The sequence below is a fragment of the Tamlana crocina genome (genome assembly GCF_012037625.1).
In genome coordinates this window covers 1-26,211 of record NZ_JAAVJS010000012.1, presented here as the reverse complement: position 1 = coordinate 26,211, position 26,211 = coordinate 1, and the positions used below count along the sequence as shown (strand labels likewise).

Below are 26,211 nucleotides of genomic sequence, written 5' to 3'. Positions count from 1 at the left end.
AAACGTAAAGATACTCACTAGTTTTCGAACCGCAATAAGGTGCGTTTCATTATTTCGATTTTAGGAGCGAACCTCAATTAAAAATAATTATATATCAATATTACATCGCTTTTTTAATAAATATTCAAACAGTGTTTTTTTAGTAATAAATATAGATATGCTAATTAAAGTCAATAAAATGTTGGTTAAACAAAAAAAACTGCATCAAAATTTTGAAAATACTGACAATAATTCAAACCAAAGCATTGTTGAAATATTAAAAAAATAAGATTTAAGATTAATACCCCTAAAAAAATAGGGGGTAAATTAGAATATTGATAAAAATGATTTAATAACCCCTATTTTTTTCGGGGGGTAATTTTTTTTATGATAGTTTTACATCGTTCTTAAGGAAAAATTAACAAAAAAGAATTAATAACTTAAATGAAAACAATTATGAAAAAATTTATCACACTTTCAATGTTCTTTCTAACATGTAGTCTATTTGCTCAAGAGGAGGCGAGTAAGCTTTCCATCACAGGTAGTGTAGATGCTTACTATCAAACCTATTTAACAGCTCCAGATAATGATGGTGCTACATTTGGAACTGCTTTTGCTGGTAAATCTGGTTTCGCATTGGGTATGGGTAATATTATTGCTACCTATGAAGGAGAGAAAGTAGGAGGGGTTTTAGATTTAGTAACAGGGCCAAGAGGTGCTGGTGCTACTTTCAATACTGATATTGTTGATGGAATAGTAAACCAAGCGTACGTTTACTGGATGGTATCAGAGAACACAACCTTAACATTTGGTAGATGGAATACCTTTTTAGGTTACGAGGTTATAGCACCTGCCGCAAACTTCAACTACAGCTGTTCTTATTTATTTTCAAGCGGACCTTTCTCGCACATGGGTTTAAAAGCCGATTTTGCTTTGTCTGATGATGTAAGTTTAATGTTAGCAGTAACCAACCCTTGGGATACTAACGATATTTCAATGACGGGAGAGTATGCTTTTGGTGCTCAGCTTGGAGCTTACGGTCAGTACCTTAACTTATATTATGACAGTGGGAACAACGGCGGTTTAGGTTTTGAAATCGACTATACCGGTGGTTTCGATTTATCTGATTCATTCTATTTGGGTGTAAACGCTGCTTATAACGATAATGATGGAGCTGGTTTCTACGGTGCCGCATTATATCCTCAAGTTGCAACTTCTGATAGCTTCTCAATTGGTTTAAGAGGTGAGTACTTTGCTCTGCACGGTGATGGCGACGATTTACCATCTGTATTCGCTACCACTTTAACAGGAAGCTATACTGTTGAAAACTTAATCATTAAGCCAGAGGTTCGATTGGATGCTTTAACAAACCAAGATGATGGAATGTTTTATGGAAACTTTGTTGATAGCGACGGAGCTCCTACCGATAGCTTAGCTGCCTTTACTTTAGCTGCTATTATAACGTTCTAAAAGGTAACGCAATCACATAAAACAGACAAAGCAAGTTCTGTTTTAAATAAAGAGCTTGCTTTGTTATCAAATTAACTAACCCCTAAAAATTATTTATTATGTCAATATTAAATATCCCCCTTATAATGCAAGACACCGCCGCTATTGAAGGCGACATGGGAATGCTTTGGATGCTAATCTCTGGTATTTTAGTATTCTTTATGCAAGCAGGATTCTTTCTAGTGGAGTCTGGAATGACAGATTCTAAAAACGCTGTAAATATTGCCATGAAGAATTTCCTGGATATTGCAGTAGGTTCGTTGGCGTTCTGGTTCATCGGATATTCTTTAATGTACGGTGCCGATGCTGGGGGAGGATTCTTCCATTGGGGTGGTTTTATATTCTCTCAAGGCGCAGCCGATTTGTTCTTCCAAACGGTATTTGCCGCTACGGCCGCCACGATTGTTTCAGGTGCTATTGCCGGAAGAACAAAATATACAACGTACGCTATTTTCAGTTTAATATTAACGGCCTTTATCTACCCAATTGCTGGTGGATGGGAATGGAACGGTGGATGGTTAAATAATACCGATGGTATTATGCCGGCCGAGTTTATCGATTTTGCTGGGTCTTCTATCGTGCACTCCGTTGGAGGTTGGGCGGCTTTAGTAGCTGCCTGGATGGTAGGGCCAAGAATTGGTAAGTTCCTTAATGGTCAACCAATCGAAATGCATGGTCACAACCAAATGTACGCTACTTTAGGTGTATTTATCCTTTGGTTAGGATGGTTCGGTTTCAACGGTGGTTCTCAATTGGCTTGGGGTGGCGATGATGCCACCGGTGCTTCGCAAGTAGTGCTTGTAACCAATTTAGCTGCTGCCGCTGGTGCATTAAGTGGTTTGTTCTTAACTTGGTTTAAAAACGGAAAGCCTAATTTAAGTATGACTTTAAACGGTGCGCTTGCCGGATTGGTAAGTATAACCGCTGGTTGTGGTAACATGACTGAAGGTGGTGCTGTTTTAGCGGGTCTGATTGGAGGTATTCTTGTAGTGTACTCTATAGGCTTTGTTGAGAAAACATTAAAAATTGATGACGCTGTTGGTGCCATTTCGGTACATGGTGTTGCTGGAGCCTGGGGAACCTTGGTTATTGGTCTTTGGGGTGTAGATGGCGACACTGGTATTGGTTTATTTAACGGTGGTGGCGCTGCTCAACTAGGTGCTCAAGCCATTGGTGTGGTTGCCTATGCTGTTTGGGCTATTGCGTTATCCTTCATATTCCTGTATATAATGAAGAAAACCTTAGGCTTAAGAGTTTCTGAAAAAGAAGAAATAGCTGGTCTTGACTGGTCAGAGCACGGTTCAATTGCTTACCCAGGTAAGAGACAAAGAGAAATTGAGGAGTAATAAGTTTTAAAATTATAACATCATGTTTAAAGAGTGCCTTTGTTTTAAGGGCACTTTTTAAACATTTACAAAATGCGAATAAGGGTTTTAATGAGAATGAAATTATTTTCTATTTTTAAGAAAACTAAAACCAAATAAGATAATGAATTATGAAAAAAATTGAAGCAATTATTAGAAAATCAAAATACAGTGTGGTGAAGGAAGCCTTGCACGAAGTAGGTGTGAACTTCTTTTCTTATTGGGACGTAACCGGTCTTGGTAACGAAAAAGAAGGTCATGTTTACAGAGGTGTATCTTACAGCACAAGCGATATTCAGCGTAGATACCTGTCTATCGTGGTGAATGATGATTTTGCAGAAAAAACCATTCAAACTATAATAAGCTCGGCCGGAACCGGTGAAGTAGGCGATGGTAAAATTTTCGTCTCAGATGTAGATGAATGTTACAGAATACGAACAGGTGAAAAAGGCGGAGAAACTTTAAAATAACAAAAACAAAAAATATTACATAAAACAATTATAATGGAAGGATTATTTACAGCAAACAACGTATGGATGATGATTTGTACGGCACTAGTTTTCTTTATGCATACAGGATTTGCATTTTTAGAAATTGGATTGACTAGACAAAAAAATACAATTAACATTTTATTTAAAAACATATTTATTATAACCGTAGGCTTGTTGCTTTACTACATCGCTGGTTTCAATTTAATGTACCCAGGTTTTGAAGAAGGCGCAGCAGGTATATTCGATTTTGCAGGATTTGGTATTGCAGCTCCTGAAAACGGAATGACCCCAGAGTACGCCGATGGTGGTTATACGTGGTGGACCGATTTCCTTTTCCAAGGAATGTTTGCCGCAACCGCTGCTACTATTGTATCGGGTGCCGTTGCCGAACGTATTAAAATTGGACCATTCATGGTGTTTACCGTATTGTACGTTGGAATTATTTACCCAATTGCCGGATCTTGGAAATGGGGTGGTGGATTTTTAGATCAATTAGGTTTCTACGATTTCGCTGGTTCTACTTTGGTACACTCTGTTGGTGGATGGGCAGCTTTAGTAGCCGTTTGGTTGCTTGGTGCCAGAATTGGTAAATTTAAAAACGGAAAAGCTCAGGCTATTCCAGGTCATAGTATTCCAATGGCAACTGCTGGTGTATTGATTTTATGGTTAGGATGGTTTGGTTTTAATGGAGGATCCGTGCTTTCTGCCGATCCAGAATTAACTTCATTAACTTTGGTGACTACGTGTTTAGCTGCCGCTGCCGGTGGTGTGGTTGCTGCTTTCGTATCGTTTATTAAGTATAAAAATTTAGATTTAACCATGTTCCTAAATGGTATTTTAGGAGGATTGGTTGGTATTACGGCTGGTGCAGACGTAATGACTCCAGAAAGTGCCATTATTATTGGTGGTATTGCTGGTGCGCTTATTGTTTTTGCAGTTAGCTTTGTCGATGCTATTAAATTAGACGATCCTGTTGGTGCGATTGCGGTACACTTAGTGTGCGGAATTTGGGGTACGCTAGCTGTTGGTATTTTCTCAACAAACCCAGATCATACATTCTTGGCGCAATTAACTGGCGTAGCTTGCTATGCTGCGATTTGTTTGGTGTCGTCTTTCCTTATTTTCTTTGTAATGAAGAAAACTGTTGGAATTAGAGTTTCTGAAAAAGAAGAATTGGAAGGTTTGGATGCCCACGAGCACGGTATGGATGCTTATCCAGATTTCCGATTGAACGAACATTAATATTCAATTAAGTTTAATTAGAATTAAGGATGTCTTTTTTAAAAAAGGCATCCTTTTTTTTGTTATATTTATTTTACGTTTACGAAAGTGAACGTAACTAAAAGTACCAAATTAAATCAAAGTGATATAGCATGAAAAAAATAGAAGCGATTATAAGAAAATCGAAGTTTAATGTCGTAAAGGAAGCGTTGCACGACGTTGGGGTTAATTTCTTTTCTTATTGGGATGTTACAGGTTTGGGCAACGAAAAAATAGGCCATGTTTATCGTGGTATTTCCTATAGTACCAGCGATATTCAAAGAAGGTATCTGTCTATTGTAGTAAATGATGATTTTGCACAACCGGCCATCGATGCGATTTTAAAGTCGGCCTCAACGGGCGAAGTGGGCGATGGTAAAATTTTTGTGTCGAAAGTTGAAGAAGCCTATAGAATAAGAACAGGAAGAAAGGGAGGAGAAACGCTCAATTAAATCTGAAAATTAAACGGAAAACAAAAAAAAGCGCTTATTCAAAGAATAAGCGCTTTTTGTATTTATAGGCTTTTTTTTTATTAAGCCGAATTTCTACTGGCATTAATATTACCAAATAGCGAACGCGTAACAATTTTTTCAAAAATCTTTTTCTCGTCGTTATCAATTCCTGCTTTTTCAAGCTCCTGTACCTTTTTAAGGGCGTACTGTTGTATCGTTAACAATGGCAATACAATTGATTCCCTAACTTGAATAGAAGCTTTTCCAGAGGGTTCATTTTCCATCAATTCGCTATATCCAGTCAATTTAAGTAGTAACCTTTTTGTGGTTTGGTACTCTTCGTAAATAATGTTCCAGAATGCACCGAACTCTTCGTCTTTAGACATGTATTTAGTCAAGTCGAAGAATGATTTGGTTAAAGACATCATGCTGTTTTCCAACAGGGTTTTAAAGAACTTAGAGTTATTGTAAAGGTGTTCCACTTTATCGAATTCACCACGGTCTTCATACTGTTTCAAGGCAGTTCCTACTCCAAAGAATCCAGGGACGTTTTGCTTCAGCTGGCTCCAAGATCCTACGAACGGTATTGCTCGCAAATCTGAAAATACCAATTTGTCTGAAGTACCTCGTTTTGAAGGTCTGCTTCCAATATTGGTTTTGGCATAATATTTTAAAGTACTCATGCGTTCCAAGTATGGAATGAACATGGGGTGGCTTTTGAAGTTTTTGTAGGTTTGGTAACTGGTTTCAGCCAAATCACTCATAACTACACGGTCTTCATCGCTCATGCGGTTCTTTTCCTTTAACTTGTTCATGATGCCCGAACTGATCAATTGCTCGAGGTTGTATTGTGACGAATCTAAAGTTCCGAAGTTAGAGCTAATGGTTTGTCCTTGTATGGTCAATTGAACTTCTTTGTCTTCAATGGTTGGGCCCAACGAAGCGTAGAATTGGTGCGTCTTTCCACCTCCACGAGCTGGTGGTCCGCCGCGACCATCAAAGAATATGGCGGTAACATCGTATTTTCTCGACATTTCGGTAAGTAATTCCTTGGCTTTGTATATGCCCCAGTTCGCCATTAAATAACCGCCATCTTTTGTTCCGTCAGAGAAACCTAGCATGATGGTTTGTTTCATGCCGCGAGCTTTAAGGTGAGCCATGTATTGCGGGTTACTGTATAATTGTTCCATAACGCTTGGTGCATTTTCCAAATCGGTAATGGTTTCAAACAATGGTACCACATCAACAGTCAATTCCTCTTTAAAGGCTACTATTTTAAGCATGGCAAATAGTTGCATTACGTTAAGCGCCGTTTGGTTGTTACTTATAATGTAACGGTTAGCACCACGTTCGCCGTTGCTCGCTTGGATGTCTTTTATTACTGAGATGGTTTTAAGGGTGTTGTAAACCATTTCATCTTCAAAAACATCTAAGTGCTTAATGTTATCATCTGCTTTTGAAAGGATTTCAATTTGCTCAGCTTCCGATAAATCGTGATAATTTTTTGGGAACGACGAACTGCCCGTTTCAATCAAGTGGTCTATAACCGTTGTGAAAACAGAGTGGTGGATGCGGCTATCCTGCCTAATATCCAATGTTGCAAAATTATAGCCAAACATGTGTACTCTGTTAATAAGGTCATTTATTTCGTTAACATAAAGCGATTGGTGTTCTTCAACAACCAAATCGCGAATGCTAAGCAATTCGTCAATCAGTTCTTGGGCGCTTATCGCTTTTTTGTAGTTAAGGTCTATACTGTAATTGTACAGTATGGTTTCTAATTTTATAATACGCTTCTCAACCCCTCTAAAGGTTAGCTTTCTTCTTAATTTTTTAAGGTCTTCGTAGTATTTTTTAAGAATAGCCTGCTTCAGTTTGTTGGCTACTTTTAAAGTAGTGTCTGGTTTTACAAAAGGGTTTCCGTCGCGGTCGCCACCTGGCCAGAATCCTATATTGATAATTTCGTTGTGCTTTTTGGCATCGGTGAAAATATTCTGTTGGATGTAATTATAAATATCGCCAAACGATTGGTAAAACACGTTTTCCAAATACCAAATTAAGCTTTTGGCTTCATCGTAAGGCGTAGGTTTTTTGTGCTTAAAGAAAGGCGTCTTTCCTAGTTGCCCGAATAAGTTGTTGATTTCAGATAGGTTGTTTTCCTTAATCGCTTTTGTTAAATCCGTGATGATACCCAATACCGATCCTGGATAAAACTGGGTAGGGTGTGCTGTAAGTACAATGCGAACCTTGAATTCTTCAAGATATTCCTTGAGTTCTTCAAGTTTGTCTTCAGAAATGGCCGAGCCTTTAAGGTTTCTTAATGTACCCACGCCTTCCATATTGTTCACCGTAGGAAAAGCGGCATCTTCAATAGCATCAAATAGTACAACTTGGCGCTCAATGTATTGGATGAACCTAAAAAGTAAATTTATTTGACTCTCTTTTGATCGGCGCGCTTGGTATTTTTCAAAAAAGGTGTCGACAATGGTTGTTGGGTCGTCGCCTTTTTTAAATCCTTTTTCGCAAGTTTCATGGAATAAAGGCAAAAGGACCCCGGTTTTTGTAACAGAATCAAAGGGTAAAGTCATAAATATACTGTTGTATATTTGGTATTTTGACAAAACACTTTGGTTGAATCTTTTTAATTTTGGTTCTACTGACATATAATTTTTTTATGTTCAAAATGAACCATAAAAATACTAAAGCTATAGCTAACCAACATAGTCTGTTCAAAGATTTATCAAATTTATTCCTTAATAGAAAACTTATTAAGGATAATGAAACAAAATGGTGAGTATGGTTTCATGTTTTTAATCGGTTTTTTGGATAAAACAAAGAGTTTTCTCGCGGTTTGCAAGTAAAACTGAAGCTTTTGGATATGATATTTGTCATATTCTGTCGTTTTGTGCCACCGTATCTTTGCTGGTTTAAAATAAAAACATGGCAACAGCACACACGTTTCACATCCCTGTAATGGGTATTGGTTTTACTGCAGATACACCTTTTAAGGTGGCGCATTTGGGAATAGATTCGGTAATTTCTTTGGTTGACGATATTTTGCTTGAGAAATTAAGGAAAATGTACAGCGAAAAATTTGAATTGCCCTATCATGAAATTAGCGATAAGGTTGAAGATTTTAGGGCAAAACGGATAACTTCCTATTTGAATTTAATTAGCGATTTGGCCGAAAAGAACTTCCAAGCCTTAAAAAATATGGCATCAAAAGCCAATAATGATGTTGCTGCTTACGTCAATATGCTTCCCGATGGATTGCGATTAAAAGAAGAATTTAAAAAGTTGACTTCAAAAGGATTCGATTTATCTGAAATTAAAAAGTGGGCTTCGAAAAACTTGTTGATGGGAGCCATCGATGTGAATATTATGACGAAGGTAGATAAGGATAATTACCAAAAAGGCGAAAAACTACCGGTTGAATATAACGATGCCCATGCGGCTTTACGCGGGTTTGCACAGAGTAAATTGGAATCTTCTGTGGTACTATCGGCAGGAATGAACCCAAGGCTGTACAGTTACATGGCGCAGTTTGAAGACTTTTTCCCAAATGAAAACGCACAATTTAAAAAGCGCATCATTTTAAAAGTGAGCGATTATCGGTCGGCTTTGATTCAAGGTCGGTTTTTGGCAAAAAAAGGGTTGTGGGTTTCAGAATATCGCATTGAGTCTGGGCTCAACTGCGGAGGGCATGCCTTTGCTACCGATGGTTTTCTTTTGGGGCCGGTGTTAAATGAGTTCAAAGAGAAAAGAAATGAGTTGCACAGCACGGTTTTTGAAGTTTTAAAACAGGAACTTTTAAATCAAAATAAACGGGTTCCCGAAGAATTGTCGTTTAAGGTTACCGCACAAGGGGGTGTGGGTACAAACGAAGAACACGAATTTTTACTGAAACACTATAATTTAGATTCGGTGGGTTGGGGCAGTCCGTTTTTGCTCGTGCCAGAGGCCACCACTGTTGATGCCGAAACATTGGGCAAATTGGCAAAGGCCAAAGAGGACGATTTGTATTTAAGCGATATTTCGCCATTGGGCGTGCCGTTCAATAATTTAAAAGGTAACACCAAAGACCTCGAAAAACAAAAATTGATTGATAAGAACAGGCCTGGCAGTTCGTGCCCCAAAAAGTTCGTGGCGCTTAACAAAGAATTTAAAGAAACAGGAATTTGCACCGCCTCGCGGGAATATCAGCATCTTAAAATTAAGGAATTGGAAAGCATGCAATTGCCTTTAAATGAATACAAAACCAAGTACGACAAAATAATAGAAAAATCTTGTACTTGTGTGGGCTTGGGTACTTCGGCGCTATTAGCTTATAATTTGGATACAAAAACCGAAGGCAAAGGGGTTTCTATTTGCCCTGGGCCAAACATGGCTTATTATTCAAAGGTGATGAGTTTGGCGAGCATAACCAACCATATTTATGGTCGTGAAAATGTGATTTCAATACCTGGTCGCCCAAATATGTTTATTAAAGAATTGAACATTTACGTAGATTATCTAAAGAAAAAAGTTGAAGAATTTCGTGTGAATGTCAATTCAAAAGAGGAAAAATATTTAACAACTTTCTCTCATAATTTAAAACAGGGGATTGCGTATTATCAAAGTTTATTTGGCCATTTAAAAAGCGCGTTTTCAGAAGGTCAAGCGTCCATTTTTAGCGAATTAAAAAGTAATGAACGAGAATTAATCCAACTTTTAGCATCGCTTCAAAGCCAGTCTGTCGAGGTTCTTGAACGAAGGTGAAAAAGAAGTCTTTTTGTTTTCTGAAATTTTAAACCGTTTGGTTGATAATTATTTAAATATTCGATTGAATTGTTGTCTGTATTTAAGTTGTCCGTATTTTTTCAGTTAATTACAATCCTTATAAGCAGATAAATTAAGATATTTGCAAAAAAAAAATAGTCGGTCAATAGTTTGCCGACTTGTTTTGTAATCACACGATTGTAGTTTAAAATGGATTTAGTAAAAGAGATAAAAAGGCTGAAAGAGGAGAAAAATGCAGTAATTCTTGCGCATTACTATCAGGTTGGTGAAATACAGGATATTGCAGATTATGTGGGAGACAGTTTGGGCTTGTCACAAAAGGCGGCCGAAACCGATGCCGATATCATAGTTTTTGCGGGCGTTCATTTTATGGCCGAAACCGCTAAAATTCTAAATCCTAGTAAAACGGTGGTGCTGCCCGATTTGAATGCGGGTTGCTCACTGGCCGATTCTTGTCCGCCAGAAGCTTTCGAGAAATTCACAAAAGCGCACCCCGACCACGTGGTGATTACTTATGTAAACTGTTCCGCCGAAATTAAAGCGTTGAGCGATATTGTTTGCACCTCGTCAAACGCATTGAAAATAGTAAACTCCATTCCAAAAGAGACACCTATTATTTTTGCCCCCGATAGAAACCTCGGTCGTTACATTATCAATGAAACGGGCAGAGACATGTTGCTTTGGGACGGTAGCTGTGTGGTGCACGAAGCCTTTTCGATGGATAAGCTAATCGAGCTTCATAAAAAATATCCCGATTACAAAATTATTGCACACCCAGAGTCTGAAACCCATATTTTGAATACGGCCACGTACATTGGTTCTACCTCCGGAATGATCAATTATGTGAAGGAGCACCAAGACCAAAAGTTTATTGTGGCTACCGAAGCGGGTATTTTGCACAAAATGCAACAGGAAATGCCCAACACCGAAATGGTGCCGGCACCTGCAAAAGAAGACAATACCTGTGCGTGCAGCGAGTGCCACTTCATGAAAATGAATACCCTCCAAAAGCTATACGATTGTTTACTTAACGAATCGCCACAAATTGAAGTAGACCCTAAAATTATAGACCGCGCATTGTTGCCTATTGAACGCATGTTGGAGTTGTCAAAATAATCAAAATGACTTCAGATTATCTCGTTATTGGTTCTGGTATCGCGGGTTTGACCTTTTCAGTTAAAATTGCTGAAAAATTCCCCGAAAGGAAAGTGGTTATTGTTACCAAAGCCAGTGAAGACGAATCGAACACCAAATACGCCCAAGGTGGTGTGGCTATTGTTTTGAATAAAGAAGAAGATTCTTTTAAAAAACACATAAAGGACACGCTTATTGCGGGAGATGGGTTATGCAAGGAAGATGTGGTGAAGATGGTGGTGAAGGAAGGTCCCGACCGATTGGAAGAACTTTTGCTTTGGGGCGCTAATTTTGATGTTAACGATGCCGGAAAGTTCGATTTGGGAAAAGAAGGTGGGCATTCTGAATACCGCATTGTACACCATAAAGATATTACGGGCTACGAAATTGAAAGAGCACTCCTAAAACGGGCGCATCAGTTGCCCAATATTTCCATCATGCCGCATCATTTTGCTATTGATTTGGTAACCAATCACCATGTAAAAGATGCAAACGCTGAAGAGTTGACTTGTTACGGGGCTTATATTCTAAACCAGAAAACGGGTGATATTTTCACTATAAAATCAGGGGTAACTTTGTTGGCCTCTGGGGGCATTGGCCGAGTTTATGGGCATACTACCAATCCAGCGATTGCCACGGGCGATGGTATTGCTATGGCTTATCGCGCCAAAGCACGTATTAAAGACATGGAATTTGTGCAGTTTCACCCAACGGCACTTTACGACGCTAAGGGTGAATCATCTTTTTTAATTTCTGAAGCGGTTAGAGGATTTGGGGCCTATCTTCGAAACCAAAACGGACATCGGTTTATGCCCGATTACGACGACCGTGCCGAGTTGGCATCTAGAGATATCGTATCTCAGTGTATCGATAACGAACTCAAAAAATCTGGAGACCAACATGTGTATTTGGATTGTACGCACTTGGATGTTGAAGCGTTTAAAAAGCACTTCCCGAATATTTTTAATAAATGTAAAAGTCGCCATATTAATATTGAAACGGACTGGATTCCGGTGGTGCCGGCATCGCATTATTTATGTGGAGGCGTTAAAGTGAACAAAAAAGGAAAAACCTCCATAAAAAACCTGTTTGCCTGTGGTGAGTGTTCTAGGACTGGGTTGCATGGCGCCAACAGGTTGGCATCAAACTCATTGCTTGAAGCTTTGGTGTATGCCCATAACATTTTTAAATACCACGCCAAGCGTGATGTGGTAATGCTAAATGTGGATATTCCAAAGTGGAATGACGAAGGCACTACGATTAGTAAGGAGCATGTGTTAATTCAGCACAACCAAAAAGAGTTGCAGGCCTTGATGCGTGATTATGTGGGGATTGTTAGGAGCAACCAACGGTTAAAACGCGCAATAAAACGTATTGAGCTCATTTATAGTGAGGTTGAGGATTTATACAAACAACATAAAATTACAACCTCGCTTTGCGAACTGCGTAACATGATAAATGTGGCTCATTTAATTATCGAGCAGTCTTTAGAACGAACCGAAAACAAAGGCGGTTATTTCAATATCGACAACGCTAAAAAAATAAAGTCGGTATAAAAACCGACTTTACTTATCCTAAGGGCAAAAAAAGGATTATTTGCTCAGCATTAGCAATTCGTTGCAAACAATTTCGGTGATGTAGCGTTTATTGCCTTCTTTGTCGTCGTAGCTTCGTGAAGTCAATTTGCCTTCAATGGCAACTTCTTTTCCTTTCGAAACATATTTTTCAATAATCTGTGCCGTTTTTCCCCAAGCTACAATATTGTGCCATTGGGTGTCGGTTACTTTTTCGCCTTTGTTGTTGGTGTAGCTTTCGTTGGTAGCCAAATTGAATTTGGCCAATGTTCTTCCAGATTCCAAATTGATGATTTCTGGGTCGTTTCCTAAATTTCCAATCAACTGTACTTTGTTTCTTAGCGTGCTCATAATTTAAATTTTTTAAATCCTGAATTTATTTCAGGAACGTTAAACAGTTAATGCTTTGTTCTGAATTTGATTCAAGAACTTTTATTTTTCGTGAATTATTACCGAACGGAATCCAATACTAATTCAATACTGCAAATATGTGACACCTTTCAAAATGTACTCGGTTGTTACTTATTTAATATCGTTTGTAAACGTTTGTTGTCGGTTATTGGATTTTTTTGTACTTTTCATTCATGCAAAAACAATGCTTGGAATGTGGAGACAAAATTGTGGGCAGGATTGATAAAAAATTCTGTAATGACGCATGCAGAAATGCCTATAATAACCGGGTCAATAAAGACAGTAAAAATTTAATTCGGAATATTAACAATAGGCTTCGGAAAAACTACCGCATTTTGGAGTCGCTAAATCCCGGCCAAAAAACAACGGCCTCACGCGGAAGATTAATTGAGGCAGGTTTCGATTTTAATTATTTTACTAGTATTTACACCACAAAAGCTGGGAAGGTGTATTATTTTGTGTACGACCAAGGCTATTTGCCGATTGAGGGCGACTACTATGCTTTGGTAAAACGCGAAAGTTAAATGGAAATAAAAAAAGCTTTGGCTGATGATTTTCAGCCAAAGCTTTTTAAGTTAATGATAGATATTTTTATTTCCAGGTTTGCCCTTTTAGCTCCATTGCAGCCTTTAAAATATCTTTTTGGCTTATTTGTCCCACCAATTTTCCGTTTTCAACAATAGGGAAACGGCGACGTTTGGCATTTAAAAATTTATTGGCCGCATCAAAAATATTCATGTTGCCATCAATGGTTTCCACATTTTTGGCCATGTGCTTTTCAATAGTCTGGTCTTGCATGGGCATATTGTAATAACGACTTTCGCTAATCTGCTTGATGCAATCGCCTTCAGAAATTACTCCAACCAGTTCGTGTTTGTTGTTAACTACGGGGCCACCAGAAATTCTATGCTTAATAATCGCTTCCATAACACTTTCAATCGATTGGTCTGGTGTAAACGTAATTAAGTCTTTGGTCATGTAATCGCTAACGGTTAATGACGGCGTTTCAGCAGCGTTGGTCTGCTGTCTTCTGGCTCCTTGAAAACTTTTTATTCCCATAAATAGTAAATTTAATAAACTTAAATATAGTCATTTATTTTTATAAAACCTAAAACATCATTTTGTTTGTTGATTAAAATGAGATGATTTGCGCTGTAATTTCAAATAATTAGCATTCTTTTAAGGAAATAAATGCTAAATTTTTATAGTTTTAGCGCACTTAAAATAAATTAGATTAAAACGATGATGAAAAAATTATTTGGATTGGTTTTATTTCTGGGCAGTGCGGTAATGGTGGCGCAAACCAACCAGGAATTAATGAAACATTACGAAGCGTATTACAAGCAAATGAAAACCCAAGGCGATGTGCAGGGTATAATTAATGCCATGACGCACCTCAATGTGTTGTCTCCTTCGCAAGCCAGAAAAGATACTTTGGGTTATATATACATGAGCGAGGGCAAATACATGGAGGCTTTAAATACTTTAGGAGCTGAAAAAAAGTTGACCGATTCTGATATTGCCTTAGAGGTTAAGGCGGTATCTTTAAAGGCTATAAAGCGTCCAGAGTTGGCGGTTGGGCATTTTGAAGAGTTGTTTAAGCGCGACCCAAATCCTGTGGTGGCTTATGAATTAGCAGAACTCAATTTGCAAATACAAAACATGGCCGAAGCCGATAAGCATATTGAATACGGTATTGCAAATGCAAAATCCGAAATGAAAAAGGCCTTTTACGAAAGCCAAAACCCATATGAAGTGCCTTTAAAATCGGCCTTCATGTATTTAAAGGCACTTTCCATTTATAATAAAGACCGAAAAGCCAATATAGATCCGGCTGTTGATGTGCTGGATGCTGTGCAAAAAGACGCCCCCAATTTTCAATTGGTACAGATTACCAAGAATGAGCTTTTAAGACAAAAGCAAGCATTAAAGAGTCAAGCGGCGCAACCACAGAATTAAAAGTGGTTTTGTGAAAAAATTAAAAGCCGAATCCATTTATGTGGGTTCGGCTTTTTTGTCGAATAAAATATAGAGGCCTAAAAGTATGGCCAGTTTTATTGTCAGTTATACTGTTCGTCTTTCAGCTTTCGTGACAAACTTTACCGTAGCAGAGCTTAAGGTTTTTCAATAGTGCGGTTATCAAACTCCATTTTTTTGTTCATTTGGAGGTTTAAGTTCGAGAAGGCCACCAAAAATTCCTTGGTATTTTTTAATAGTTCGTCTTTTGTTGTGGTCGATAAGTTGTAAAGACTTTCCAATTGGTGGAATTTGGTTTCCAAAACCAATATCCTCGCTAAAACCGATTCGGTGTTTAGGGCGTCGGGCAATGTTTGTCTCAAGTTTTTAAAAAGGTCTTTTTGGGTTTCTTCACTGGTTTCAAAAAAACTGAGGTCGCCTTGTTTAATGTTTTTAACCAAGTCTTCCAGTTGCACGTACTCCCCAGAGTTTTTTATTAATTTTTCGGCTTCTTCATCTAGAATGTAATCGGTGTATTTAAGTTTAGCCAAATCCTGCTCAGTTAAACTTTGGCTTTCGCTGGCTTCAACGTTGTCTGTGTTGGCCTGCTCAGGTGCGTCTTTGCACGACGAAAGTAAAATGAAGCAACCCACAAGGGTTAAAAGGATAGTGCGCATACTGTATTTATAAAGGTTGATTGCAAATATATCAATACTTACATTTTTATAGACACAACTACGATTCAAATTAATAATATTCAATTTTAAAAATAGAATATTATCAATAAAAACTTATTATTTTTGAACTATCTTTAATAAAACTATTTTTAATGGGCTCTAAAATATTGATAATTGGTGCTTGCGGACAAATTGGTTCTGAATTGACTTTTGCTCTAAGGGATATTTATGGTGACAATAATGTGGTGGCCAGCGATATAAGCTATAGCAATTTGGATGTGGTTAATTCCGGAATTTTCGAAATTGTTGATGCCCAAGATTATGCTAGTGTAAAAACCTGTGTTGAAAAATTTAATATCGATACGGTTTATCTCATGGCTGCACTATTAAGTGCCACTGGAGAAAAATACCCCATGAAAGCCTGGGATTTGAACATGACCTCGCTGTTTAATGTGTTGAACTTAGCCCGCGATAAGTTTATTAAGAAAGTGTTCTGGCCATCAAGTATTGCGGTTTTTGGTCCGACTACTCCTGTAAATTATACACCGCAATATACGGTTATGGAGCCTACTACTGTTTACGGAATAACTAAACAGGTGGGCGAACGGTGGTGCGAATACTATTATAGCAAATACGGGGTAGACGTGCGTAGTTTGCGGTATCCTGGCATAATTAGTTGGAAAACATTGCCTGGTGGAGGAACTACCGATTATGCTGTCGAGATTTATCATGAAGCCATAAAACAAGGGAAGTACGAATGCTTTTTAAAGGCAGATACCGAATTGCCTATGATGTTTATGGACGATGCTATTAAGGCCACAATTGATATCATGCATGCCAAGTTTGAAGATGTGAAAATCCGATCGTCGTACAACTTGGCGGCCATAAGTTTTACGCCCGAAACGATTGCGGAATCGATAAAAAAACACATTCCAGAGTTTAAAATCAGTTATAAGCCCGACTACCGGCAAGATATCGCCGAAAGTTGGCCGAAACATATCAATGATTCGTATGCGCGAGAGGACTGGAAGTGGAAACATCAATTCGGTTTAGAGCGTATTACCGAAGACATGTTGATGCATTTAAAGAAAAAATATGAAGACGTTTTAAACAAAACAGATTGATTGAGCAATCATTAATCAATATTTGTATATTTGACAACCCTAAATCTAAAAGGCTATGCTCGAAAATTTTTGGTTTAACGTAGAATATGGCATTAATCACGTACTAGATATTAATGCATACGATCATGTTTTGTTCCTTATCGTATTAACCGTTCCTTATCTTTTTAGAGATTGGAAAAGAGTACTTTTGTTGGTAACCATGTTTACCTTAGGGCATACCTTGTCTTTAGTGTTGTCTTCTTATGGTGTAGTGAGCGTAAATGCTTCGATGGTTGAATTTTTAATTCCTATTACCATTATGGTGGTGGCACTGTTTAATGTGTTTACCTCGGGCAAAGGCGCGCAACGCGAAAAAGTGGGCGTACTATTTTTATCAACTTTGTTTTTTGGGCTCATTCATGGTTTAGGTTTTGCCAGGGAGTTTAAAATGTTGCTTGGCGATAGCGACAACAAACTGGTCTTGTTGCTGGAGTTTGCTTTAGGCATTGAGTTGGCTCAGGTTATAATCGTGTTTATTGTTCTGTTTTTAGGCTATATTGTGCAAACCATTTTTAGGTTTAGCAAGCGCGATTGGATTATGGTGATTTCTTCGATTGTGGTCGGGTTGGTTATCCCCATGATTTTAAATAGTGATTTCTTGTCGTAAACCACTAATTCTCTTAAATTTTCTTATAACTTTAACGCCTATACGTTGCAATTAAAATGTTTTGCAACTATATTCGTTATGCTATTGCGTTAAGGTCCCGATAGCTATCGGGAGTGCGGCATCCTTTTTTGTGCTAAACCTATAAGTTTGTGATCAATGTGCACTAAATTTATGGATAAAGCAAGTTGGAATGCTGAAACAAGATTAGCACAAGAAAGATATAGCGAATAGCCTGGCCCCAGTAGCCTTGGGTTTTTGCTAGGCCGGGGTAACACCATAATTTAAAACAGATTAATGCCAGATAGAAAACAGTTAAAGTACGATAAAGCGTATTTGAGAATGGCCCAAGAGTGGGGCAAACTATCTTACTGCAAGCGCAAGCAGGTTGGTGCGATTATTGTAAAGGATAGAATGATTATATCGGACGGGTACAACGGAACACCGTCAGGATTTGAAAACTTTTGTGAGGACGAAGAAGGTTATACTAAATGGTATGTGTTGCATGCCGAGGCCAATGCCATAACAAAAGTAGCGGCGTCAACACAATCGTGCAAAGGCGCTACGCTTTACATTACCTTGTCGCCTTGCAAAGAGTGCAGTAAGCTAATACATCAAGCTGGAATTGTAAAAGTGGTGTACCACCAAGCTTACAAAGATGATTCTGGATTAAGATTTCTTGAAAAAGCCGGTGTAGAACTTAAATTGATAGAAGATTTAGAAGATTAATGTCGTTTTCAAAAAAATATTTGCCATTAGTGTTGGGTGTTGCTATTGCAACGGGCATTTTTATTGGGGGAAAACTAGATTTTGGAGATTCTCGCGATAAGCTATTTTCAACCAATAGTAAAAAGGATAAACTCAACCGATTAATCGATTATATTGAATACGATTATGTTGACGACATCAATACCGATAGTATTGTTGATGTTACCGTAAATGGTATTTTAGAAAACCTCGATCCGCATTCGGTGTATATTCCAAAGGAAGATATGCAGCGTGTTGCCGAAGAGATGAAAGGCGATTTTGTGGGTATTGGCGTGAGTTTTTATACCTATAAAGATACCATTGCGGTTATTCGGGCTATAGAAAACGGACCTAGTGCCAAGGCTGGTATTCAGGGCGGTGATCGGATTTTAATGGCCGATGGCGATACCTTATACGGAAATAAGCTGAACGATGGCGATATTATAAATAAACTAAAGGGTGAAATAAACTCTAAAGTGAAGTTAACGGTGTTCCGGCGCGGTGAGCCAGAACTTTTGGAGTTTAACGTAAAACGCGGAAAAATACCCATTAAAAGTGTTGATGCGGCCTATATGCTTACCGGCGATTTGGGCTATATAAAAATTAACCGTTTTGCTGAATCGACTTATAAGGAGTTTAAGTCTGGGCTCGATAAACTGGAATCGTTGGGTGCGACGCAAATGGCGTTGGATTTACGGGGGAACCCTGGTGGCTTTTTAAGTATAGCAGAAAAAATAGTCGATGAGTTTTTAGAGGATGATAAATTAATCCTGTTTACAAAAAACAAACGTGGTGATGTCGATAAAAGTTTTGCGACGAGTAAAGGCGATTTTGAAAACGGCAAAGTGTATGTGCTGATTGATGAAAACTCGGCTTCGGCCAGTGAAATTGTTGCAGGTGCATTACAGGATAACGATAAAGGTACTATTGTTGGCAGGCGCTCGTACGGAAAGGGTTTGGTGCAGCGTGAAATGGATTTGGGCGATGGCAGTGCCGTACGTTTAACCGTGTCAAGGTATTACACGCCAACAGGACGCTCCATTCAACGGCCGTACGACCATGGTAACAAAGATTATTATGATGAGTATTTCGAACGTTTGGATAGCGGAGAATTGTTAGATCCCGAAAAAATACAAGTGGACGATTCGTTAAAATTTACTACTCCTGCGGGAAAAGTGGTTTATGGTGGCGGTGGTATTATTCCCGATGTATTTGTGCCGCTAGATAAAAGCATGCAAAACGAAACACTTTCTTTTTTACTGCGACGCGGGTTCTTCGGAAATTTTGTTTTTGAAGAGTTGGAGCAAGATAGGCATAAGTACGACGGTATTTCGAGACAGGATTTTGTTGATGACTATGAAGTGGGCGACGATTTGGTGTTTGCCTTTCAGGATTATTTAAATCTGCGTTCCGATTCGAAAGTCACTTTTGTAGCCTATCACGATGAGGTAAAACAATACATAAAAGCGACTTTGGCCGACCAACTTTTTGGAAACGGGGCGTTCGAAGAAGTTTATAACCAGCGTGATCTTATGGTCGAAGAAGTGATTAAACTTAGTGAGGAGAATCAATAAAGTTGGGCCTAATTTGGGTAACCGAAAATGATAGCATTTCTACATACATCAAAAAATCTTGTTGAACGATTTGAAAAATTGGTAAGAAAGTTTGATAAAGATATTGAAATCAAACACTTTGTAAACGAAGCCCTGTTGAAAGAAGCCTTGGAAAGTGGCGAAACAGATAGCAATTCGTTTAAAAAAGAGGTTGATGAAATAAGAAAACACAACCCTAATCTAATAGTTTGTACCTGCTCTACTTACGGAGAATTATCAGAAGAAAACGGGGTTTTAAGAATCGATGAGCCAATAGTGAGGTACATAGTTGAGAATTATGGCAAAGTCGGGTTGGTTTATACGGCAAATTCAACAAAGACAGTAAGTGCAAATCTAATTATAAAATTAGCTGATGAACTCAATAAAAATGTAGAAATTATTTATTGCGACTGTTCTTCGTACTGGTCTCGTTTCAAAAGTAAAGATTTCGTGGGGTATGAAAAGGGGATTGCTGAAAAAATAAAATCTATCGTACCAAAAGTAGATGTTGTGTTTTTGGCACAGGCTTCCATGGAAGGGGCCAAAAGGTACTTGGATGATATTGGTATAGAGGTGTTCTCAAGCCCTGAATTCGGAATTCAAGAGTTTTTAAGGTAGGCAAATTTAGGGCATAAATAGCCTTATTTTTTTTCGAATGCAAATCATGGGAAAATACTAGAGGTTATAGGAAAGAAATGATAAGGAGGGAATTTAAACCTCAATTTTATCATGCACTTTAGTGTGCTTTCCATTGTTCCAAAGTGTTAAAATATCAGTGGCAACATGCGAGCCACTGCCCGAACAAATAGCAAACTGGCTACGCCAACCAGCCAAAGACCCTGCTACATAAAGATTTTCTTCAATTAAATGGTCGGTGTTTTTAAGCCAAATACGGTCTTTTTCAATAGCGGCACGGGGGTGTGGGGCAACAAACTCTTCCAATCCTGTGATGTTCATTAAATTGGTGTAGCCTACGGCAACCACAACTGTTTTGGACTGGTACGTATTTTTGTTGGTAGCCACCGTGAAGTCGCCCGATGCTGTTTTGGAAATTTCCAATACTTTTTCTTTGTCAATTTGCTCAACATGTGGGTAGAGTTCACTGAGCTGAGTTATTCCATCATTTAAAACAGAAGCGCCGGTAGTGCCGGGTTTCAATCCTAAAACATTGTTGAACAGTGCTGTTTGCAAATGCGATGTTTTTTGGTGAATAACAATACCAATGCGCTTGTTTTTTGCAAATGCTTTATGCTGTGCAGAACCTAAAACCAAAGCGCAGGACATGCCGGCAGCACCCCCGCCTATAATTAGAACGTCGAACATATTATTTACGTTTTTTTACTTGCTCTTCAATGCGTTTTGAGGTTCTCAAAATAGCCATAATTAAAATAACACAAAGCCCAGCAACAATGGTTATGAGGGCTACGGTGCTTTCGCCTTCAAAAGGAGCGCTAAAATTTACTTTAGTAAAATTGAAAATAATCAGGCCTAAGGCAATAACGCTAAGAATTATAGATAAGATTTTCATAAGATGGATTGTTTAAACAACGTCAAAAAGCGCTTTAATGTTATGGGTAAATAATTTTACGGCAATAGCCAAAAGCACCACTCCGAAGATTTTCCGTATAATGTTGATGCCGTTTTGGCCAATAAGGCGCTCAATTCTTGATGATGTTTTTAAAACGATAAAAATAATAATAACATTTATTATTACGGCAACAATTATGTTTTCGGTTCTAAATTCGGCCCTTAGCGAAAGTAATGTTGTTAGGCTTCCGGGGCCAGCTATAAGAGGGAATGCCAACGGGAAAACAGCTGTGGTTTTCGAGTCGTGTTCTTCCTGTTTGTAAAGGGTGATGCCTAAAATCATTTCTAAAGCAATAAAGAATAGAATGAAGGCGCCGGCAACGGCAAACGAATTGACGTCAATGCCAATAAGGTTCAGGATGCTTTTTCCTAAAAACAGAAATACAATTAAAATAACTCCCGCAACAATAGAGGCTTTTTCGCTTTGAATGTGTCCTGCTTTTTTTCTTAGGTCAATAACAATGGGGATGTTGCCCACAATGTCAATAACCGCAAACAGCACCATAAATGCCGTGAATATTTCCTTAAAATCCAGTTGCATAACTTCGCTTTTAATTTAATGCAAAAGTATGGGGATTATGGCAAATATAAATGCTGATAAACGCTAAAGTTTAATTATTTTTGCACGCTCGAATAATTATAAGTTATGTTTCAATTAGGCAAAACCATTGTTTCAGAAGATGTTATAAAAAAAGACTTTTTGTGCAACCTGTCGGCGTGTAAAGGGGCTTGCTGTGTAGATGGTGACGCCGGAGCGCCGCTTGATAAAGATGAGGTTAAAATTTTAAAGGAGATCTACCCGAAAGTGAAACCTTTTCTGCGAGCAGAGGGGGTAGCGGCTATTGAGGCCCAAGGGACTTCAATTGAAACTGAAGATGGCGATTTGGAAACACCGCTCATCAACGGTGCCGATTGTGCTTATGTGATTTACGACGATAAAAATACTGCGCTTTGTGGTATTGAAGAAGCGTATAACCAAGGAGAAGTCAATTGGAAAAAACCAGTTTCCTGCCATTTGTATCCGGTAAGGGTTCAAGATTACAGTGAATTTTCGGCCGTGAATTATCACAAATGGCAAATTTGCGACGATGCCTGTGCCCTTGGAAAAGAACTTCAAGTGCCTATCTACAAATTCGTAAAAGAAGCCCTCATAAGGAAATTTGGGGAAGACTGGTACGCCGAGTTGGAAAAGGTTGCCGAAACTTTTTAACAACCCGAAAAATAACTGTGCAAAACATGGTTTAAACCAGTGTTTTAGCGGTAAAATCATTAATTTTTTTTGTAAACTTTTAGAAAACCAAAAAAACATAAACTACTGATTTTTAGTTTTTTGGTGATTTTTTCTTGTTAACTTTCTTGTTTTTTGTGTTTTGCGCGTTGTTAAAAACTTGTTGAAAAGGTTTTTGGTTTCGTTCAAAAATGTATTGATCATTTTGCAATCTTTGTTGTACTCAATTCAGGAGCAAAATTCAATTTTTTTTAGCTTGTTAATAAACTTGTTAAAAATGTGTTTTACAGTTGCCTAAAACATATTTTACAATTTGCAAACTTTGTTGAAAGCCGAGTGTTAAAATATTTCAACAAGGGTGGCGTGTTCAGTGAGCATTTTAGGTAGTAAAAAAACAGCTTTTGTTAAAGATTTAACCAAAACCAAACATAATGGAGATAACGCACATCATTAAAAGAGACTACGAAACCACACCTTTCGTATTGGAAAAAATTACGAACGCTATTGAAAAAGCGATGCTTTCGGTAGGGCATGGTACTAAAGAGGATGCCGAATCTATTTCGAGCAAAGTATTCGAATCGCTTTTGGCCAGAAAAGCTGTTGATGCCAGATACGTGCCAACGGTGGAGCAGGTGCAGGATATTGTGGAGGATAAATTGATGGGAAGTGCGTTCCATGATGCAGCTAAGGCTTATATCCTTTATCGTGATGAGCAGGCCAGAAAGCGCCAAACCAATATTTTCGAAAAGCGTATCAACTTAAAACCTTACGAGTATCCAGATTTATACGAATATGTAAACGCCATTAGGCACTCGTACTGGATTCACAGTGAGTTTAACTTTACCAGCGATGTCCAGGATTTTAAAACTGGATTGACGCCAACCGAAAAATCAGTTATAAAAAATACTATGTTGGCCATTTCGCAAATCGAGGTGGCGGTAAAAACGTTTTGGGGCGATATCTATCAAAAAATGCCAAAGCCAGAAATTGGTTCGGTAGGGGCAACTTTTGCCGAAAGTGAGGTGCGCCATCATGATGCTTATTCGCATTTGTTGGAAATTTTGGGATTGAATGCAGAATTCAAAAGCTTGAAAAAGAAACCGGTAATTATGCGCCGTGTGCATTACTTGGAAACCGCGCTTAAAAATTCCAAAAGCGAAAATATACAGGATTATGCCGAATCGATATTGTTGTTCTCCCTATTTATTGAGCACGTGTCGTTGTTTTCGCAGTTTTTAATCATCATGGCTTTCAACAAGCACAAAAATATGTTGAAAGGTATTTCTAATGTGGTGGAAGCAACATCGAAAGAAGAACAGATTCACGGTGATTTCGGGATAGATGTAATCAAAATCATCAAAAAGGAAAACCCAAAATGGTTTGGTGAAGAATACGATGAGAAAATTCAAAAAATATGTAAAGAGGCCTTTAATGCCGAAAGCGATATTGTGGATTGGATTTTTGAGGATGGCGAATTGGATTTCCTTCCGAAGGACGTGGTTAATGAATTCATCAAAAACCGTTTCAACAATTCATTGGAAAGCATCGGCATAGGAAAAGTATTTGAAGTAGATGAAAAACTATTGGCTGAAACCGAATGGTTTGATGATGAAATAATTGGCACCAAACACGGCGATTTCTTTGTGAAGCGCTCTATCAACTATAGTAAAAGAACAAAAAGTATAACCAGCGACGACTTATTCTAAACAAGACCGAATAATTAGCCTAACACTAACCCGATACAAGAATCTTAAAACATGAAAGTAAACACGCACCTCCAGGACGAAACTACCGAGCAACAATCAAACTACGACCAACTTTTAAATGCTAGAAAAGAGCAGATTAAAAGCGCAACCCGACAAGAATCGGAGCCAGAATTTAAATGGTTAACAGAAAACAGTCGCAAATTTTTGGAATCAGGTTATTTAACCGAAGGCACTACACCAGAAGGACGAATTAGGGAAATTGCTGAACGTGCGGAATCTATTTTGAAAATTGATGGTTATGCCGATAAATTTTACAAATATATGGCCGAAGGGTTTTTCTCGTTGGCTTCGCCAGTGTGGTCAAACTTTGGAAAAAAGCGCGGTCTTCCAATTAGCTGTTTCGGTTCGAATATTGCCGACGATATGGGGAATATCCTTTATACCCAATCTGAAGTGGGTATGATGTCTAAATTAGGAGGTGGTACTTCGGGGTATTTTGGAAACTTGAGACACAGAGGAGCGCCAGTAAAAAACAACGGAGTGTCATCTGGTGCGGTGCATATTATGCAGCTTTTTGAAAAAATGGTAGATGTGGTTAGCCAAGGTTCGGTACGTAGAGGGCGTTTTTCACCATATTTACCTGTTGAGCATCCAGATATTAAGGAGTTTTTGGAAATTGGTACCGAAGGGAATTCTATCCAGGAATTGACCCACGGTGTAACGGTAACCGATAAATGGATGCAGGAAATGATTGATGGCGATGTGGAAAAGCGTTCCATTTGGGCTAAAGTAATCCAAAGAAGAGGTGAGATAGGTTATCCTTATATTTTCTTTAAAGACCATGCCAACAACCAAGCGGCTGATGTTTATCAAGACAAAAAACACCAAATTGTAGCGAGCAACCTATGTACGGAAATCATGTTGCCATCCAACGAAAACTGGTCGTTTGTATGCGTGTTGTCGTCTATCAACTTATTGCACTACGATAAGTGGAAAGATACCGATGCCGTTGAAACCATGGTTTATTTCTTGGATGCGGTAATCACTGAGTTTGTTGAAAAGCTGGAAGAATTCAGAGATTCTGAGGATTTGGACGACAGACAAACATTTATGTTCATGGAGCGTGCCTATAATTTTGCAAAAGAAAATAGAGCATTAGGTTTGGGCGCTTTAGGTTGGCACTCATTATTACAGTCTAAAATGTTGGCATTTGATAGTGCGGAGGCATTTAACCTGAACAGTGAAATCTTTAAGCTAATTGAAGAGAAATCATATAAAGCTTCAGAAGAGTTGGCCAAATTGTACGGCGAGCCAGAAGTGTTGAAAGGTTACGGGCGCCGTAACGCTACCTTGAATGCCATTGCGCCAACAACGTCATCAGCCTTTATTTTGGGGCAAGTGTCGCAAGGTATCGAGCCTATTTGGTCTAATATTTACGTGAAGGATATTGCCAAAATTAAAACCACAATAAAGAACCCGTATTTAGAGGCGCTTTTAGAGGAAAAAGGGCAAAATACAGCTGAGGTTTGGCGCAGCATCCGCGATTACGATGGGTCGGTTCAGCATTTGGAATTCTTGACGGAAGAGGAACGCGATGTGTTTAAAACCTATTCTGAAATTGACCAATTGACTATTGTATATCAAGCGGCAAACAGACAAAACCATATTGACCAAGGGCAGTCGGTTAACATTATTGTGCACCCAGATATGCCTGTAAAAGACATCAACAAGATATATGTTACTGCTTGGAAATTGGGGCTTAAATCGTTGTACTACCAACACAGTATGAATGCGGCACAAAAGTTTAAGCAGAAAAAGGAATGTGCTAGTTGCGAAGGCTAAACTTCCAATAGTACCAAAATAGCTATAACAAAAGAGGCTGTCTGAAAAGGCAGTCTCTTTTTTATACTCTAATTTCTAGTAAATTCTTAAATTTAAGAATGAGCAGAAAAGTAGTTTTTAAGACTTACAATCAAGACCAGCTAAGTCTTTTACCTC

General features: G+C 38.4%; 25 protein-coding genes. 18 read left to right on the top strand and 7 right to left on the bottom strand.

The window, feature by feature from the left end; all coding sequences use genetic code 11:
• Positions 1-435: 435 nt before the first annotated feature.
• The 5 genes from HC176_RS09865 (at position 436) to HC176_RS09845 (ending at position 5,055) form a co-directional block, all read left to right on the top strand.
• Positions 436-1,449, top strand: a complete 1,014-nt coding sequence (locus HC176_RS09865) for an outer membrane beta-barrel protein (protein ID WP_167918039.1) — start codon at positions 436-438, stop codon at positions 1,447-1,449.
• A 98-nt stretch (positions 1,450-1,547) separates the two neighbouring features.
• Complete coding sequence (locus HC176_RS09860; protein ID WP_167918038.1) at positions 1,548-2,834, top strand: ammonium transporter; 1,287 nt, start codon at positions 1,548-1,550, stop codon at positions 2,832-2,834.
• A 149-nt stretch (positions 2,835-2,983) separates the two neighbouring features.
• Positions 2,984-3,322: a P-II family nitrogen regulator gene (locus HC176_RS09855; protein ID WP_167918037.1), complete on the top strand. Its 339-nt coding sequence runs from the start codon at positions 2,984-2,986 to the stop codon at positions 3,320-3,322.
• A gap of 33 nt (positions 3,323-3,355) precedes the next feature.
• Positions 3,356-4,585 (top strand): ammonium transporter, encoded by a 1,230-nt coding sequence (locus HC176_RS09850; protein ID WP_167918036.1) that lies wholly within the window; start codon positions 3,356-3,358, stop codon positions 4,583-4,585.
• A 131-nt stretch (positions 4,586-4,716) separates the two neighbouring features.
• Positions 4,717-5,055: a P-II family nitrogen regulator gene (locus HC176_RS09845; protein ID WP_167918035.1), complete on the top strand. Its 339-nt coding sequence runs from the start codon at positions 4,717-4,719 to the stop codon at positions 5,053-5,055.
• 80 nt (positions 5,056-5,135) lie between these two features.
• On the opposite strand, the gene HC176_RS09840 is transcribed toward HC176_RS09845, so the two are convergent.
• A complete protein-coding gene (locus HC176_RS09840; RefSeq protein WP_167918034.1) occupies positions 5,136-7,718 on the bottom strand; it encodes a phosphoenolpyruvate carboxylase in 2,583 nt (860 codons plus the stop codon).
• A gap of 277 nt (positions 7,719-7,995) precedes the next feature.
• Between HC176_RS09840 and HC176_RS09835 the strand changes: the two genes are divergently transcribed.
• The 3 genes from HC176_RS09835 (at position 7,996) to nadB (ending at position 12,524) form a co-directional block, all read left to right on the top strand.
• Entirely contained in the window at positions 7,996-9,813 is a 1,818-nt protein-coding gene (locus tag HC176_RS09835) for a hypothetical protein (RefSeq protein ID WP_167918033.1), read from the top strand.
• 210 nt (positions 9,814-10,023) lie between these two features.
• Positions 10,024-10,950, top strand: a complete 927-nt coding sequence (nadA, locus tag HC176_RS09830; RefSeq protein WP_167918032.1) for a quinolinate synthase NadA — start codon at positions 10,024-10,026, stop codon at positions 10,948-10,950.
• A 5-nt stretch (positions 10,951-10,955) separates the two neighbouring features.
• Positions 10,956-12,524 carry an L-aspartate oxidase gene (gene nadB / locus HC176_RS09825; protein WP_167918031.1) on the top strand — a complete coding sequence of 523 codons (1,569 nt, stop codon included), beginning with the start codon at positions 10,956-10,958 and terminating at the stop codon, positions 12,522-12,524.
• 36 nt (positions 12,525-12,560) lie between these two features.
• Here nadB and HC176_RS09820 read toward each other — a convergent pair whose 3' ends face one another.
• The gene (locus tag HC176_RS09820; protein ID WP_167918030.1) at positions 12,561-12,893 is read right to left on the bottom strand and encodes a single-stranded DNA-binding protein; all 333 of its coding nucleotides are present in this window, start codon (positions 12,891-12,893) and stop codon (positions 12,561-12,563) included.
• 233 nt (positions 12,894-13,126) lie between these two features.
• Here HC176_RS09820 and HC176_RS09815 point away from each other — a divergent pair, with 233 nt between their 5' ends.
• The gene (locus HC176_RS09815) at positions 13,127-13,477 is read left to right on the top strand and encodes a hypothetical protein (RefSeq protein WP_167918029.1); all 351 of its coding nucleotides are present in this window, start codon (positions 13,127-13,129) and stop codon (positions 13,475-13,477) included.
• Between the two features lie 67 nt (positions 13,478-13,544).
• Here the strand turns inward: HC176_RS09815 and HC176_RS09810 are convergent, their stop codons facing one another.
• Complete coding sequence (locus tag HC176_RS09810) at positions 13,545-14,012, bottom strand: CBS domain-containing protein (RefSeq protein WP_167918028.1); 468 nt, start codon at positions 14,010-14,012, stop codon at positions 13,545-13,547.
• A 183-nt stretch (positions 14,013-14,195) separates the two neighbouring features.
• On the opposite strand from HC176_RS09810, the gene HC176_RS09805 reads away from it, so the two are divergent.
• The gene (locus tag HC176_RS09805) at positions 14,196-14,912 is read left to right on the top strand and encodes a tetratricopeptide repeat protein (protein ID WP_342448679.1); all 717 of its coding nucleotides are present in this window, start codon (positions 14,196-14,198) and stop codon (positions 14,910-14,912) included.
• Between the two features lie 155 nt (positions 14,913-15,067).
• On the opposite strand, the gene HC176_RS09800 is transcribed toward HC176_RS09805, so the two are convergent.
• Positions 15,068-15,586 carry a hypothetical protein gene (locus HC176_RS09800; RefSeq protein ID WP_167918027.1) on the bottom strand — a complete coding sequence of 173 codons (519 nt, stop codon included), beginning with the start codon at positions 15,584-15,586 and terminating at the stop codon, positions 15,068-15,070.
• Positions 15,587-15,738: 152 nt separating this feature from the next.
• On the opposite strand from HC176_RS09800, the gene HC176_RS09795 reads away from it, so the two are divergent.
• The 5 genes from HC176_RS09795 (at position 15,739) to HC176_RS09775 (ending at position 20,310) form a co-directional block, all read left to right on the top strand.
• Positions 15,739-16,710 carry an NAD-dependent epimerase/dehydratase family protein gene (locus HC176_RS09795; RefSeq protein ID WP_167918026.1) on the top strand — a complete coding sequence of 324 codons (972 nt, stop codon included), beginning with the start codon at positions 15,739-15,741 and terminating at the stop codon, positions 16,708-16,710.
• A gap of 55 nt (positions 16,711-16,765) precedes the next feature.
• On the top strand, positions 16,766-17,356 hold the full coding sequence (locus tag HC176_RS09790; protein WP_167918025.1) for a HupE/UreJ family protein: 591 nt from the start codon (positions 16,766-16,768) through the stop codon (positions 17,354-17,356).
• A gap of 294 nt (positions 17,357-17,650) precedes the next feature.
• Positions 17,651-18,082, top strand: coding sequence for a deoxycytidylate deaminase (locus tag HC176_RS09785; protein ID WP_167918024.1), 432 nt, complete (start codon positions 17,651-17,653; stop codon positions 18,080-18,082).
• Complete coding sequence (locus HC176_RS09780; RefSeq protein ID WP_167918023.1) at positions 18,082-19,674, top strand: S41 family peptidase; 1,593 nt, start codon at positions 18,082-18,084, stop codon at positions 19,672-19,674. Before HC176_RS09785 ends, HC176_RS09780 begins: the two co-directional genes overlap by 1 nt.
• A gap of 27 nt (positions 19,675-19,701) precedes the next feature.
• The gene (locus HC176_RS09775) at positions 19,702-20,310 is read left to right on the top strand and encodes a hypothetical protein (RefSeq protein WP_167918022.1); all 609 of its coding nucleotides are present in this window, start codon (positions 19,702-19,704) and stop codon (positions 20,308-20,310) included.
• Positions 20,311-20,403: 93 nt separating this feature from the next.
• Here the strand turns inward: HC176_RS09775 and HC176_RS09770 are convergent, their stop codons facing one another.
• The 3 genes from HC176_RS09770 to HC176_RS09760 are packed head-to-tail and all read right to left on the bottom strand — an operon-like array spanning position 20,404 to position 21,820.
• Positions 20,404-21,015: an FAD-dependent oxidoreductase gene (locus HC176_RS09770; protein ID WP_167918021.1), complete on the bottom strand. Its 612-nt coding sequence runs from the start codon at positions 21,013-21,015 to the stop codon at positions 20,404-20,406.
• Position 21,016: 1 nt separating this feature from the next.
• Complete coding sequence (locus tag HC176_RS09765; RefSeq protein ID WP_167918020.1) at positions 21,017-21,220, bottom strand: hypothetical protein; 204 nt, start codon at positions 21,218-21,220, stop codon at positions 21,017-21,019.
• A 12-nt stretch (positions 21,221-21,232) separates the two neighbouring features.
• Positions 21,233-21,820, bottom strand: coding sequence for a MarC family protein (locus HC176_RS09760; protein ID WP_167918019.1), 588 nt, complete (start codon positions 21,818-21,820; stop codon positions 21,233-21,235).
• Positions 21,821-21,925: 105 nt separating this feature from the next.
• On the opposite strand from HC176_RS09760, the gene HC176_RS09755 reads away from it, so the two are divergent.
• The 3 genes from HC176_RS09755 to HC176_RS09745 all read left to right on the top strand — a co-directional run bounded on the left by HC176_RS09755 (position 21,926) and on the right by HC176_RS09745 (position 26,055).
• Positions 21,926-22,489: a DUF3109 family protein gene (locus HC176_RS09755; RefSeq protein WP_167918018.1), complete on the top strand. Its 564-nt coding sequence runs from the start codon at positions 21,926-21,928 to the stop codon at positions 22,487-22,489.
• Between the two features lie 449 nt (positions 22,490-22,938).
• Positions 22,939-24,213, top strand: a complete 1,275-nt coding sequence (locus HC176_RS09750; protein WP_167918017.1) for a ribonucleotide-diphosphate reductase subunit beta — start codon at positions 22,939-22,941, stop codon at positions 24,211-24,213.
• Between the two features lie 51 nt (positions 24,214-24,264).
• A complete protein-coding gene (locus HC176_RS09745; protein ID WP_167918016.1) occupies positions 24,265-26,055 on the top strand; it encodes a ribonucleoside-diphosphate reductase subunit alpha in 1,791 nt (596 codons plus the stop codon).
• The last annotated feature ends 156 nt before the right edge of the window (positions 26,056-26,211 follow it).